The 13669-nt window shown below is 66.0% G+C and carries 12 protein-coding genes; 10 read left to right on the top strand and 2 right to left on the bottom strand.

The features are described 5' to 3' along the window. The first annotated feature begins 24 nt into the window (after positions 1–24). The 10 genes from F3H96_RS21070 to F3H96_RS21020 all read left to right on the top strand — a co-directional run bounded on the left by F3H96_RS21070 (position 25) and on the right by F3H96_RS21020 (position 12549). Positions 25–1209: a glycosyltransferase gene (locus F3H96_RS21070; RefSeq protein ID WP_149803644.1), complete on the top strand. Its 1185-nt coding sequence runs from the start codon at positions 25–27 to the stop codon at positions 1207–1209. After that, a complete protein-coding gene (locus F3H96_RS21065) occupies positions 1206–2513 on the top strand; it encodes a hypothetical protein (RefSeq protein WP_149803643.1) in 1308 nt (435 codons plus the stop codon). The genes F3H96_RS21070 and F3H96_RS21065 overlap by 4 nt, the downstream gene beginning before the upstream one ends. Positions 2514–2522: 9 nt before the next feature. Continuing rightward, the gene (locus F3H96_RS21060; RefSeq protein ID WP_149803641.1) at positions 2523–3764 is read left to right on the top strand and encodes a GNAT family N-acetyltransferase; all 1242 of its coding nucleotides are present in this window, start codon (positions 2523–2525) and stop codon (positions 3762–3764) included. A gap of 99 nt (positions 3765–3863) precedes the next feature. After that, a complete protein-coding gene (locus F3H96_RS21055; RefSeq protein WP_149803640.1) occupies positions 3864–4088 on the top strand; it encodes a hypothetical protein in 225 nt (74 codons plus the stop codon). A 237-nt stretch (positions 4089–4325) separates the two neighbouring features. Beyond that, positions 4326–6824: a DNA ligase D gene (ligD, locus tag F3H96_RS21045; RefSeq protein ID WP_149803639.1), complete on the top strand. Its 2499-nt coding sequence runs from the start codon at positions 4326–4328 to the stop codon at positions 6822–6824. 295 nt (positions 6825–7119) lie between these two features. After that, positions 7120–8031 (top strand): Ku protein, encoded by a 912-nt coding sequence (locus F3H96_RS21040; protein ID WP_149803638.1) that lies wholly within the window; start codon positions 7120–7122, stop codon positions 8029–8031. Beyond that, positions 8028–9158, top strand: coding sequence for a tetratricopeptide repeat protein (locus tag F3H96_RS21035; protein WP_188131477.1), 1131 nt, complete (start codon positions 8028–8030; stop codon positions 9156–9158). Before F3H96_RS21040 ends, F3H96_RS21035 begins: the two co-directional genes overlap by 4 nt. A gap of 232 nt (positions 9159–9390) precedes the next feature. Next, entirely contained in the window at positions 9391–10044 is a 654-nt protein-coding gene (locus F3H96_RS21030) for an alpha/beta family hydrolase (protein ID WP_149803637.1), read from the top strand. Between the two features lie 179 nt (positions 10045–10223). Continuing rightward, on the top strand, positions 10224–11000 hold the full coding sequence (gene xth / locus F3H96_RS21025; RefSeq protein WP_149803636.1) for an exodeoxyribonuclease III: 777 nt from the start codon (positions 10224–10226) through the stop codon (positions 10998–11000). Between the two features lie 358 nt (positions 11001–11358). Further along, on the top strand, positions 11359–12549 hold the full coding sequence (locus tag F3H96_RS21020) for a hypothetical protein (protein WP_149803635.1): 1191 nt from the start codon (positions 11359–11361) through the stop codon (positions 12547–12549). Positions 12550–12931: 382 nt separating this feature from the next. On the opposite strand, the gene F3H96_RS21010 is transcribed toward F3H96_RS21020, so the two are convergent. Further along, positions 12932–13033, bottom strand: coding sequence for a putative RiPP precursor (locus F3H96_RS21010; protein WP_149803634.1), 102 nt, complete (start codon positions 13031–13033; stop codon positions 12932–12934). A gap of 383 nt (positions 13034–13416) precedes the next feature. Beyond that, positions 13417–13515: a putative RiPP precursor gene (locus F3H96_RS21000; RefSeq protein ID WP_149803632.1), complete on the bottom strand. Its 99-nt coding sequence runs from the start codon at positions 13513–13515 to the stop codon at positions 13417–13419. Between the last annotated feature and the right edge of the window lie 154 nt (positions 13516–13669).

Raw genomic sequence — 13669 nt, 5'->3', positions numbered from 1 at the left:
GGGGTGCAGGGTGGATAGATAGCAATGCGCATTGCCTGCGTTCATCAGGGCTACGAGCTCTATGGCTCTGACCGCAGCTTCGCGGAGAGCGTGGCTGCGCTGCGCGCCGCGTTTCCCTCCGCCGAGATCGAGGTCGTGCTGCCGCGCGAGGGGCCTATCGTCGATATCCTCAAGCCGCACGCCAGCCGCATCGTCTTCGAACCGCTCTGGGTGCTGAGGCGCCAGGCGATGCTCAAGCTCGCCACCGTCGAGATGGCGCGGCTGCCGGCGGCGCTGTGGCGGGCCTTTCGGCGCATGCGCGACAATGACCTGACCTATATCAACACCTCGATCATCGCCGACTATGCGCTGGCCGCGCGGCTTCTGCCGCGCAAGGCGCTGCTGCACATCCACGAGATTCCCGAAGGCATCCTGCGCAAGGTGCTCGTCGCGTTGATGCGATGGAGCAAGGCCGATCTGATCTTCAACTCGCGCGCCACGCGCGCCACCTTCGGCGATCCGCCGTCCGTCGATGCCGGGGGCCGGCGCACGCATGTCGTCTATAACGGCGTTGCCGGCCCGGTCGCCGCCCTGCCGACGACCTATGACGGCAGCCGCCCGCTCAAGGTCCTGCTGCTTGGCCGCGTCAACCGCATCAAGGGGCAGGAGGTGCTGCTCGACGCCGTCGCGTCGCTCCCCGTCGCGTTGCGCGATCGCGTCGAGGTCCGCCTCGTCGGCGGCGCCTTCGAAAGCGTCGAGCGCGAGCAGGCATTGGCCGAACTGGTCGCGCGCATGGGGCTGACCGGGCATGTCGAGGTGCTGCCTTTCGTCTCCGATCCCGCCGACCACTACAGCTGGGCCGACATCGTCGCGGTGCCGTCGCGGCGACCGGAATCGCTCGGCCGCGTCGCCATCGAGGCGATGGGCTGGGGCCGGCCGCCGCTGGTGTCGGCGATCGGCGGCCTGGTGGAAGTGGTGGCCGACGGCGAGACCGGCTGGCAGGTGCCGCCGGGCAATGCCGCCGCCCTTGCCGGCAAGCTCGGCGAGATCGTCCTGCGGCCGGATCTGTGGCGCGGCTTTGCCGCCGCCGGCCGGGCGCGCTACGAGGCGGTCTTCAGCGAACATATCGCCGCCGCCGCGATCGTGGCGATCGTGGCCGACAAGCTGAAGGCGGTAACGGCGCGGCACGGGCGGGCGCGTGTCGCCCGTCAGGCGGAGACGAGCCCGTGAAGTTCGTGTTCCCCGGCCATCTGGTGCGGCGCCTGATGCTGATGATCGGCGGCGAGGCGATGCAGAGCGGTTTTCACTTCGCCCTCAACATCGCGCTGCTGCATCTTCTGTCGGCGGAAGGTTACGGCCTCTTCGCGCTGGCCATGGTGATGGGCGGCGTCGGCCTGTCCTACATCCGCTCGCTCACCGCCGTGCCCGCGACCATTTGGATGAGCAAGAGCACCAACAGCGCCGGCGTCGACGCCCATGACGTGACCTTCGGATCGGCGGCGCTGGTCGTGGCGCTGCTGATGGGGCTGGGCACGGGGCTGTTGATGCGCCTCCTGGGCGATCCGAGCGGCATCGGCGCAGCCTGCTTCGTCGGCGCCTGGTCGCTGCGCAGCCATATGCGCACCGCCTTCTTCGCGCGCCGCATGCAACTCGTCGTCTCGATCAGCGACGCCGTCTTCACCATCGCGGGCATCGTCCTCGCGGGGCTGGCGATCTGGTTCTTCGCGGACGCGCTGCAGGTCACCTTCTATGCGCTTGCCGCGGCCAATGTCGTCGGCATCGCCGTGCTGGCGAGGCTGGCGCGCCGCATGCTGCGCGTCTCCTTCCGCGCGCCGACCTGGCGGCGCTATGCAAAACTCTGGCCGCAGCTCTGGTGGTCGGGATTCAGCGCCACCACCACCAACATCCAGGGACAATGCCTGGCGTTGCTGGTCGCGGGCATCGCCGGACCCGCGGCTTACGCGCCGCTGGCGGCGGTGCAGGTGATGTTTGCGCCGTTGCGCATCATCAGCCTTGCTTTTTCGAACATGACGCAGCCCGAGCTCGCGAAGCTGGCGCGCCAAATGCAATTCGAGCGCGTGTGGGCGCAGGCCAAGATCTGGGCCGTCGTCATGGCGGTTGGCAGCCTGGCCTATGGCGGCGGCATCCTGTTCATCCTGCCGATGATCAAATCCCAGGCCCTGCAGCATGCCTCGGTCGGGCTGATCGGGCTTTTCGCCATCGCCAACTACGTGCCGATCATGGCCTATGTCATGCCGCGCATCGTCCTCGAGGTCCTCGGCGATTTCCGCATCGTCGCCTTCATCACCATGGCCGGCGCGATCGTCGGGCTGACGGCGATCGGGATCCTTTTGGCCATCGCGCCGTCGACCTGGTCGCTTGCGGGCGCCGCGGTCTCCGAGACCTTCGTGCTGGCGGCTTCATGGTATTTCGCGGCCCACCGAATGTGGAATCTCGAGCACCCGAACGAGCAGCGTCTCAGCGTGTTCGGCGCCTGGCGCCGCGCGGCCACGCTCGCTGTGCACAGACGATAGGAGAACGATGTGGCAAGCCAGGCAATGCCGATGGCCGCAGTGACGACCGGCTTGGCCGAAGACGAGGCCGCGCCGCCAAGCGCCGCCGGCGCCGCCGGCGCCGCCAGCGGCGCTTACGAGGCGCGGCTGCACACCAGCCTCGAAGCGGTCAAGCCGCTCTGGCTGCGCCTCGAGACAACGGGCGTGTGCACCGGCCACCAGCATTTCGCCTGGGCCGAAGGGATCGTCGAACGGCTCGTGCCCCCAAGGGCCGAACTTGCGATCGTCGAGGTGAGGGACGCCGCGACGGGCGAACCGGTCATGCTTTTGCCGCTGATGCGGCGCCGCGCGTTCCAGCATTGGGTGATCGAGTGGCTGAGCTGCGGGGTGTGCGACTATTCCGCGCCGTTGCTCGCCGACACGACCTCCTGGACCAGGCAATCCGCCGAGGCCGCGTGGGCGGCGGTGCTTTGCGTGCTGCCGCCGGCCGACCGCATCCACATCGTCGGCATCCCGAAGGAGGTCGGCGGTGTCGCCAACCCGCTGGCGCTGCTTTCACCGGCGCGAGATTCCATCCACTCCCACTATGGTATCGCCATGGACGGCGATGCTGAAACCGTCGTCAAGCGCATCTGCCGCCCGTCTTTCGTCAAGGCGCTCAACAAGGACCTGCGCCGGCTCGACCGCAATGGCGGCCTGGCCCTGGTGGAAGCCGATACGCCGGCCCTCGTGGATTCCATCTTTGGCAGGCTGATCGAGATGCGGCTCAGCCGTTTTCGCGAGCTCGGCCGGTTCGACCTGCTGGCGCAGCCGCGGGTCGTCGATTTCTACCGCGACGCCGCGCATCGCGGCCTGACCGACGGTTCGGTGCGGATCTTCGGCCTGCGTGCCGGGGACGCCATGGTCGCGGTCCAGTACCTGGCGGTCCATCTGGGCACCTTGCACGCGCTTCTGGTCGCGATCGACCAGGGCGCGGTGCCCAACGTCTCGCCGGGGCTTTGCATCATGGGCGAGCTGATCAGATGGGGGCGCGGACAGGGGTTCGACTATTTCGACCTGTCGGTCGGCAACCAGAGCTACAAGGAACATATGGGCGCGGTGAAGTCGGTGCTGTCCGAACTTTGCTACGGCATCACGCTGAAGGGCGTGGCCGCGAGCGGGGCCATCAAATACCGCGGCAAAGGGGTGGCCTTCGTGCGCGACAACCCGCGCCTGTTCAAGGTCGCGCAGGAAGTCATGCAGCGCTGGCGGCGGCTGCGGGCGCCGCGCTGAGCGGACAAGCCCGGGCCCGGCAGAAATTGACTCATATTCCGCTCTCCGCCATGCTTACGGCCAGCCGCATCTTCAGCGGCGGCGTGTTCGAGTGAAGCCATGGCCAGTCCCGTCGCCAGAGAAAAGTCCCGCCGCGCCGCGGTGAAGACCGCGCTTGAGCGCCACAAGGTCTATGTCACCGCGCAGCGCTTCTCCGGCGGCTCCTACAGCGCCCGCGTGTTGGTCGACGGCGAGGCCTACTGGGTCGACGAGTTCCGGCTGAGCCAGCTCAGGCAAGGGCTGACGCCGGCGGAGCTCGAACTAACGCCGGCCACTGACGATTGAGCGCTTGCGTATGACGATGGCAAGGCTGGCGGGACAGCGCCCCCCTCTGTCCTGCCGGACATCTCCCCCACAAGGGGGGAGATTGGCAGCTTCGTTCGCGGCACACTTCCTGCCACGTAGGAGATTGGCGAAAGCATACGTGACGTCTGATCTCCCCCCAAGTGGGGGAGATGTCCGGCAGGACAGAGGGGGGCGCGAAGGAACTCGGCGTTTGCCCTTGGCTGCCCCCACCTAGTCATGCCCTCCAAACTCACCCCCTACCGCGCCAAGCGCGAATTCTCCCGCACGCCGGAACCGCCCGGCGGGCCGGAAGTAGGTGTAGGCAACCGCTTCGTCGTGCACAAACATCACGCCACAGCCGATCACTACGACCTGCGCCTCGAGGTAGGCGGCGTCTTGAAAAGTTGGGCCGTGCCGCGCGGACCATCGCTCAACCCGGCCGACAAGCGCCTCGCCGTCGAGACCGAGGACCATCCGATCGAATATATCGACTTCGAAGGCGTCATCCCCGAAGGCGAATATGGCGGCGGGCCGATGATCGTCTGGGACACCGGCACCTGGGCGCCGATGGAGGATGTCGAAAAAAGCCTCAGGACCGGCGCCTTCAAGTTCCGCCTGGCCGGGCAAAAACTCAATGGCGGCTGGATGCTGACGCGGCTGAAGCCGAAGCCCGGCGAGGACGAGAACAAAAAGAACTGGCTGCTCTTCAAGGAGCGCGACCTCGCCTCCGACACCGAGCTCGACATCCTTGAGGCGCGGCCGGAAAGCGTGAAGTCGGGCCGCCGCATCGAGGAACTGGCGGCGCCGCCGAAGAAGCGCGAGCGCCTGCCGCCCAGGCCCGGTTCGCTGAAGCCCGGCGCGCTGCCCGGCGCCGTCAAGGCCGACCCGCCGACCCGCATCGAGCCGCAACTCGCCACCCAGGTGCCGAAGCCGCCGGGCGGCGAGGGGCCGGCGGAGAACACGCGCGAACGATGGCTGCACGAGATAAAATTCGACGGCTACCGCACCATGGCGCATGTGGTGGACGGCGAGGTGCGGCTGATCACCCGCGGCGGCATTGACTGGACGAAACGCTACGGCGATCTTCCCCAGGCTTTCGCGCGCCTGCCGGTCAGCCAGGCGATCATCGACGGCGAGATCATGGTGCTCGACGACAAGGGCATCTCGCGCTTCGCGCTGCTGCAGGATGCGCTGGCCGAGGGCGCGGGGTCGAAACTGCATTTCTACGCCTTCGACCTTCTCCACCTCGACGGCTGGGATCTGCGCAAGGCGCCGCTGCAAAAGCGCAAGGCGCTGCTTGCCGAGCTGCTCGCCGGCCAGGCCGCCAATTCCGCCATCCAGTACAGCGACCATGTCGAGGGCGATGGGCGCGGGCTCTACGAGCAGGCGACGGAACTGGGTCTCGAAGGCGTCGTCTCCAAGCGCGCCGACGCCATCTACCAGAGCGGCCGCACCAAGAGCTGGACCAAGGTCAAGGCGCTGCAGAAGGGCGATTTCGTCATCGCCGGCTACACCGTCTCCGACCGGGCGGAAGGGCTGGCCGCACTCGGCATGGCCGAATTCGAGAATGGTGAATTGCACTATCGCGGCAAGGTCGGCACCGGCTTCGACCGTGAGATGGCGACCGACCTGCTGGCCCGGCTGGAGCGGCTGACATCGGGCGCCACCCCACCCGAAGGCGTGCCGCGCGAGGTGATGCGCGAAATGCATTGGGTGAAGCCGCTGCTGTCGGCCCGCATCCACTATTCCAACCGCACCGCCGACAATGCCTTGCGCCATGGCGTCTTTCGCGGCCTGCGCGATGTCGGCGGCCTCACCACGCCGGTTCCGGTCAAGCGCAAGCGGCTGATCGCCGAATCCGATCTCGCCACCATCTGGGTCACCAATCCGGAGCGCCGCATTTTCGGCAAGACCGGCCCGACCAAGCTCGACATCGCCGTCTATTACGCGCTGGTCGGCGATTTCATGCTGCCGCACATCATCGGCCGCCCGGTGTCGCTGGTGCGCTGCCCGACCGGCAAGCCGCAGGACTGCTTCTTCCAGCGCCACGCCTTCACCGGCATGCCGCCTTCGGTGGCCGTGTTCGAGAGCATCAATTCGGAAGGCGAGACAAAAACCTATCTGTCGGTCGAGGACGCCAAGGGCTATTTGGCGCTGGCGCAGTTCGGCGTGGTGGAGTTCCACACCTGGGGCACGCATCGCACCAAACTCGACAAGCCCGACCAGATCGTCTTCGACCTCGACCCGGGCGAGGGGATTTCATGGCGCGAGGTGGTGGAGGCGGCCGTCCACATCAAGGCCGGACTGGAAAGCCTTGGCCTGGTGCCTTTCGCGAAAACCTCCGGCGGCAAGGGCATCCACATCACCGTACCGGTGACGCGCAAGCAGAACTGGAAGAAGCTGCACCAGGCCTCGAGCGCTATTTCGACCTTGCTGGCGGCAAGCGCGCCCGACACCTTCACCACGACCATGGGCAAGGAAAACCGCAAGAAGCGCATCTTCATCGACTTCCACCGCAACGCCCGCGGCCACACCTCCGCCGCCCCCTATTCGCTGCGCGCCCGCACCAACTTGCCGGCCTCGACCCCGGTGAGCTGGACCGACCTGGAAACGATCGACGCGCCGGAGGATCTGAACTACGCCTCGCTGCCGGGATTGCTGGAGACATCGGGCGATCCCTGGGCGGAGATCGACGAGGCGGCAAGGGATTTGCCGGCGTTTGAAAAGGCAAGTTAGCCAAGTTAGCGAGGAGCGTCGACTTCCTTCGCGCCCCCCTCTGTCCTGCCGGCGTTTCAATTCCTCTCCATCGACGCTCGCTACAATTTGAACTATCCTCCGCCGCAACTCCGCCCGAAAACACTTCGCTAGGGTTTTACCGCTACGATCAAAGGTCGGTGTAGGATTTCCACAGCGCCAACCGTCCTTCGGATGAAGCGCTGCAGAGAGCATGATCCCAAAAACTGGAAACCGGTTTTTGGAGAAAGATCATGCTCGAGCTAAATGTCAGTGCATGGCCGCGTAGGAGTTCATCATGGCGCCCAGGGCAAGTTGGAAAGGTTACCTCAAGCTCAGCCTCGTCAGCTGTCCGGTCCGGCTTTATCCGGCCACCAGCGCGAGCGAACGCATCTCGTTCAACCAGCTGCACAAGAAGACCCACAACCGCATCAACATGAAGCCGGTCGATCCCGAGCTCGGCCTGGTCGAGCGCTCGGATCTGGTCCGCGGCTATGAATACGAGGACAAGCAGTACATCATCATCGATGATGCCGACCTTGATGCGGTGCGCATCGAATCCAACCACACGATGAGCATCGAGGCCTTCGTCGACGAGGGCGAAGTCGACGTCATCTACCAGGATTCGCCCTATTACCTCGCCCCCGACGGCGCCATGGCCGAGGAAACCTTCGCGGTGCTGCGCGAGGCGATGCGCAAGTCCGGCAAGCTCGCCATCGCGCGCCTGGTGCTGTCCAGCCGCGAGCGCGTGGTGACGATCGGCGCGCGCGAGAACGGCATGTTCGTCTGCACCTTGAGGAATCCCAACGAAGTGCGCGGCACGGCTGAATATTTCGGCAACATCCCGGATGCCAAGCCGGATCCCGAAATGCTGCAGCTGGCCGAGGCGCTGATCAAGCAGAAGCAAACCCACTTCGATCCGAAGAATTACGAGGATCGCTACGAGGTGGCGCTGATGGCGATGATCCGCGAGAAGCTGAAGGGTCACAAGCCGATCATCGCGGCGGCGCCCGAGCGCGGCAACGTCATCAACCTGATGGATGCGCTGAAGGCCAGCCTGTCGCAGCAGGCCAAGCCGCCGGCAAAATCGAAGAGCAAGGCCGAGGAAGCGCCGGCCGCCAAGCCCGCCAAGAAGGCGGCCGCCGGCGGCGCGCCTGAGAACCCGCTGAAGGCGAACCTGTTGAAGGCCGTCGGCAAGAGCAAGAAGTGACGGGAAACGCAGGGCCAGCGATCGTTCCCGGCGCCGTGTTCGGCGTCGTCGGCGCCCTGGCCGCCTTTCCGCTGCGCCTCGCTGCGCGCGAGGTGGAACGACGCCATGCCGAGTTGAGGCGCGGCGTCACCCGCCGCACCACGCATGTCGTGTTCGGCCGCGCACTTCTCGCCAAGGCGGGGACGGGCAGGACCGGCGATGCCGAGATCGAGCGTCGCGTGAAAACCGAGCGCGAGGCCGGCCGCACGCTCGTCAGCGAGAACGGTTTTCTGCGACTGCTCGGCCTGCTGAAGGCGCCCGACGCCTCGTCGCTGTCCAGGCAGTCGCTGATCGATCAGTCGCGGCTCGCCGGCGAGGACCTCGACATGCTGTCGCTGTTCGACGCCTTCGAGCATGACGGCGAGCCCTATTCCTTCCGCGACCTGATCCTCGCCCGCAAATATGCCGGGCTGATCGCCAGCGGCGCCTCCTGGGGCGCGATCGCGCGCTCGGTGCACCGCTCCGGTCCGGTCGCTTCGCTCACCGCCAAGTCGCTCAACCTCGGCTCGCAGCACGGCCGCCCGGATGCGATCTATCTCGACGACGGCAGGAGCGAGCTCGACGGCCAGTTGCTGTTCGACCTCGGCTCGGGCATGTCGGCAGACGACACGCTGGAGGAATTGTTCGCCGAGGCGGAAGAAGCGGAAGAGGAGGGGCGCCACGACGATGCGGCGGCCCTTTACCAGCGCTGCATGGCGATCGACGCCAGGGATGCCATCGCCGCCTTCAACCGCGCCAACTGCCTGCGCGGCGCCGGCCGCGTCGCGGAGGCGGCGCATGACTATGCGCGCGCGATAAAACTCGATCCGGGCTTCGTCGAGGCCTGGTTCAACCTTGCCGGGCTGATGAGCGACGAGGGCAAGGTGGCGTCCGCAAGGCGCCATCTGCAGAAGGCGATCGCGCTCGACAAGACTTATGCCGACCCGGTGTTCAACCTCGCGCGGCTGGAATTCGACGCCGGCAATCTGAGTGAGGCGCGCCGGCTGTGGGTGCGGTATCTGGAGTTGGACGGCGAGTCCGAATGGGCGCGGACCGCGCAGAAGGGAATACAGTTCGTCGACCTGCACATGGCGCGCACGGCTGGGTAACGATGATCAGCGAAGGCCGAGATGACAGGCAATCTCCCCCCTTGTGGGGGAGATGTCCGGTAGGACAGAGGGGGGCGCTGTCCCGCCGACGGATCGACACATTTCTGACCGCCTCGTCCCGGAGAGATTTAACCGAAAGCCGGCATTCCTTCGCGCCCCCCTCTGCCCTGCCGGGCATCTCCCCCACAAGGGGGGAGATCAGCAGCGTCGGTATCGCGCGAGACACCGCCCCATGACCTATTTCCTCTTCGACGGCCCCGACACCGCCCCGGTCACCATCCTGCTCGCCCACGGCGCCGGCGCGCCGATGGACTCCGCCTCGATGGCGGCCACCGCCAAGGCGCTCGCCACGGCCGGCTTCCGCGTCGCGCGCTTCGAGTTCCACTACATGGCCGCCCGCCGCTACGGCCACCGCAAGCCGCCGCCGCGCGCCGAGACGGTGAACCCCGAATGTGTGAAGGCGATCGCCGATCTGCGCGCCAAGGGCGTGACCGGCAAGCTCATCATCGGCGGCAAGTCGATGGGCGGACGCGTCGCCTCGATGGTCGCCGACGAGATGTTCGCCAAGGGCGAGATCGCCGGCCTGGTCTGCCTCGGCTATCCGTTCCATCCGCCCGGCAAGCCCGAGCAGCTGAGGACAAAGCATCTCATCGACCTGAAGACGCCGACGCTGATCTTCCAGGGCACGCGCGACGAGTTCGGCACCAGGGAAGAGGTCGCGACCTACGGATTGTCCGACGCCATCGAGGTGATCTGGCTGGAGGACGGCGACCACGATTTGAAGCCGCGCAAGGCGATCTCGGGCTTTTCGACGGGGGATCACCTGAAGACGGTGGCCGAGACGATCATGGCGTGGGTGGCACCGCCATCGGCGTCGTCATCCTAGGGCGGAGCAAGGAGCGAAGCGACGCGCGCAGACCCTAGGATCCATGCCGTTACCTCAGAGCGCTGCGACGGTGCAGAATTCTTCTCCGCCGCATTCCTCGGCATGCGTCACGGCATGGATCCTCGGGTCAAGCCGGTCAAGCCCGAGGATGGCGAAGCGCGAGGCGGCGGCATCCTCGAATGAAACTCGCCACCTTCAACATCAACAACATCAACGGCCGGCTGGAAAACCTGCTTGCCTGGCTCGCCAAGGCCAAACCCGATGTCGTCTGCCTGCAGGAACTGAAATCCCGCGACACGCAGTTTCCGCTGACCAGGCTCGCCAAGGCTGGCTATGGCGCGGTATCGAAGGGCGAGTCGACCTGGAACGGCGTCGCCATCCTGGCGCGGGGCGCCGAGCCGGTGCTGACCAGGGACGCGCTGCCCGGCGACGATGCCGACCACCAGGCGCGCTACATCGAGGCGGCCGTCGACGGCGTCGTCATTGCCTGCCTCTACGCGCCGAACGGCAACCCGCAGCCGGGGCCGAAATTCGACTACAAGCTTGCCTGGCACGACCGCTTCGCGGCGCATGCCGGGCAATTGCTCGACACCGGCCTGCCGGTGGCGCTGGCCGGCGACTTCAACATCGTGCCCGAGCCGCGCGACATCTACCAGACCCGCTCCTATGACGACAACGCGCTGGTCCAGCCTGAGAGCCGCGCCGCCTTCGCCGCGCTGATCGAGCAGGGCTGGACCGACGCGCTGCGAAAAGTCTTTCCTAAAGAGGACAGGCTCTACACCTTCTGGGACTACCGCAGGAACCGCTGGCCGCGCGACGCAGGCCTCAGGCTCGACCATATCCTGCTGTCGAAGAAGCTGGCTCGGAAGCTGAAAGCGGCGGGCATCGACCGTGAGGTGCGCGGCGGGGACAATCCCAGCGACCATGCGCCGGTCTGGGTGGAGTTGGCGACCTGAGTTTTCGCTGAAGTTCGCGCTCGCTGGCGATCCTTCGCGCCCCCCTCTGTCCTGCCCGTCCTCCACAGCAGCTGCGGAGGTGTGGACCGGACATCTCCCCAGCCTCAGCGCCTTGCCCGTTTCTGCGACGTTGGAGATTGGCGAAAGCAGCGCAGCTTCTGATCTCCCCCCAAGTGGGGGAGATGCCCGGCAGGGCAGAGGGGGGCGCGAAGGAACGCCGGCATATCAATGCGAGATGGCCTTCCACAGCCAACGACTTGCAGCATCAATGTCCCACGCTAGTCTGCTAGGAAATTGGAGGGGAATTGTAATCTCATGCCCATCTTGAACGCATGTCTCCGGCCTTCACATCCCCGCCATGGCTGACAGCCTCCTCGTCATCCTCGTCTCGGCCCTCGTCCTTGCCGGCGCCATCGCCCTCATCGCGGTTGCGCTGCGCCGGCGCCGGGAGCGCCGCAAGGCGCGCGGCAATCCCGATCCGGCGGGCGACTACGCGCCGCGCGCCGAATGGGGCCCGACATCCGCCAAGCTCAACTTCTCGTCCTTCATCTACATGGATGTCGATGGCGACGGCAGCTATGGCGTCGCCGACCGGCCGATGGCGGGCATCGTGGTGCGGCTCCATGACGAGCGCGGCGCCTTCCTCGCCGCGGCGCGCAGCAACGCCGCCGGCTTCGCCAATTTCCCGATGTCGTCGAAGCGCCGCAGCGCGGCGATCCAGCGGCCCGGGATCTATCGTTTCTCGGTCTCGGTGCCGCCCGGCTGGCGCGCCAGCAGCGCCAACCAGGACCAGGCGGTGCGCCTCTCGGAAGCGCCGGGCTCGATGGTTGGCCTTGCCGGCGAGAGCCTGCCGAAACCGGTCGGCCTGGCGCCGGGGCGGACGGTCGGCGGCAGGACGCCGGCGGCGACGGGGGCCACGCTGTCGGTCATGGGCAAGGGCCGATTGCTCGAAAGCCGGGCGCTGCCTGGCGACGCTGCCTTCCGCTTCCCGGTGGGCGTCGACGCCGACGCGATCGTCATCGCCGGCTCAGGCCTCGACCGAAGGCTCGACCTGTCGGCCTATCCGGCCGATCTCGGCCTGTTGGCGCCTGGCGCGCTCGAGTCGGATGCGACGCTCACCGCCATCGGCTTCGACGACATAACCCCGCGCGGCCTGTGCAAGGTGCCGTCGGGCCATGCCGGGCTCGACTGGCGCAATCTCAACGCCATGTCGCACGACCACACCGCCAACAGCGAGGGCTATGTCAACGGCAACGTGTCGGGCGCCTATATCGCCTATACCAGCAGCGGCCATCCGGCCGAGTTCGGCCGCGCCACGCCCTTCGGCTTCCATTCGGTGATGCTGACGGCGGCCTGGCTCAATGCCGAAGGCGAGATGGCGCTGATCGAAAGCTGGCTGGGGGAAGAACGCATCGCCAGCGACCAGATCGTGCTGTCGGCACTGGCGCCGGTCCACTACGCGCCGATGCTGAAGGCGGTGACGCGCGTGCGCATCTCCACCAGGCACAACTGGCAGGCCGTGCTGGATGATCTGGTGATTGCGCCTTGACGTCGCCGGAACCGTACCGGCCACCAGCGGCCTTACAGCCGCCGGGCTTCGCGCACAGACGTCACGCCTGCCGACTACGGATCAGACGGCGACGGAGGCAGCGACCGCGGTGACGGTAGAGAGCCGGCCCTTCTTTGCCAGCGTCGGCTTCTCATAGGTCTTCTTCATGGCAAGGCTCCCCTGAACGGTGTGGGAGATGATCTCATACGGCGTCTTCTGTCAAGCAAGCCCTCGGCTGTTTGCTGGCGGCCGATGGCGCCGCAAGGCATGTCGCCCAGAAGTGCGCAGCGGTTCTGGGACAACGACATGCATCAAAACAAAGGCTTAAAAGCGCGTCGCCTGAATCCGCTTTAAGGCTGCCGGGCGGATTTGGCGCTCACGCTCAGGTGAGGACGTTGCCGTTGACCACCAACGAAGCGGTCGCAACGACCGCTGAAAGCTTGCCTTTGCGAATGAAAACCGGCTTCTCGTAAGTCTTTTTCATACTAGTTCCCCCATCGATTCGTGCCGGCAAGGCACGAACAGTTCATGCGGCGCCGTTGGCAAGCGAAGGACTTGCCACAACCATCGAAAGCTTGCCTTTGCGAATGAAAACCGGCTTCTCGTAAGTCTTCTTCATGTGATTGCACCCTCAGCGATCCCTGACGGATAATCCCATATGAGCGGTTTCTGTCAAGCAAGTGGCCCGCTCTGCTCCGGGGACGGCGTTCTACTGGTCAAATCGCCGCCCAACAGGGCGATGACCGCGCCGGTCGGAAGTGGGAGCGAAACGTATCGGCCGGCGATGCAGACAAAGTCACTTTCCCAGCAACGCCGGGGGCGAACGTCTCAAGACAACAACGATCTCGCGCGCCAGGCCGGCGCCGATCAGCCCGGAGGTGGTACGATGATAACAGAGATCGTACTGACGATTGCTGAAAGCTTTCCTTTGCGGACGAAGGTGGGCTTCTCGTAGATCTTCTTCATGCCAAGTCTCTCCTCAAAATCCCACTGGATAATGTCATACAGAGGTTTCCTGTCAACTGGGCCGGGTTCTTTCAACCGCGCCGGCCTTTCTATTCTTGTGGAATTCGGCTTTCTGCTCGCACGCTAGGCGCTCGCCCGTGTGAAGACATTGCGG

The organism is Mesorhizobium sp. NFR06 (assembly GCF_900115245.1).
Lineage (GTDB): Bacteria > Pseudomonadota > Alphaproteobacteria > Rhizobiales > Rhizobiaceae > Mesorhizobium.
This window is presented reverse-complemented; position numbering and strand designations above follow the sequence as displayed.

What these genes read in the sequence shown, in the direction of transcription:
- F3H96_RS21070 (WP_149803644.1), top strand. Translation starts at nt 25, where the DNA reads ATGCGCATTGCCTGCGTTCATCAGGGCTACGAGCTCTATGGCTCTGAC.
- F3H96_RS21055 (WP_149803640.1), top strand. Translation starts at nt 3,864, where the DNA reads ATGGCCAGTCCCGTCGCCAGAGAAAAGTCCCGCCGCGCCGCGGTGAAG.
- ligD (WP_149803639.1), top strand. Translation starts at nt 4,326, where the DNA reads ATGCCCTCCAAACTCACCCCCTACCGCGCCAAGCGCGAATTCTCCCGC.
- F3H96_RS21040 (WP_149803638.1), top strand. Translation starts at nt 7,120, where the DNA reads ATGGCGCCCAGGGCAAGTTGGAAAGGTTACCTCAAGCTCAGCCTCGTC.
- F3H96_RS21030 (WP_149803637.1), top strand. Translation starts at nt 9,391, where the DNA reads ATGACCTATTTCCTCTTCGACGGCCCCGACACCGCCCCGGTCACCATC.
- xth (WP_149803636.1), top strand. Translation starts at nt 10,224, where the DNA reads ATGAAACTCGCCACCTTCAACATCAACAACATCAACGGCCGGCTGGAA.
- F3H96_RS21020 (WP_149803635.1), top strand. Translation starts at nt 11,359, where the DNA reads ATGGCTGACAGCCTCCTCGTCATCCTCGTCTCGGCCCTCGTCCTTGCC.
- F3H96_RS21010 (WP_149803634.1), bottom strand. Translation starts at nt 13,033, where the DNA reads ATGAAAAAGACTTACGAGAAGCCGGTTTTCATTCGCAAAGGCAAGCTT.
- F3H96_RS21000 (WP_149803632.1), bottom strand. Translation starts at nt 13,515, where the DNA reads ATGAAGAAGATCTACGAGAAGCCCACCTTCGTCCGCAAAGGAAAGCTT.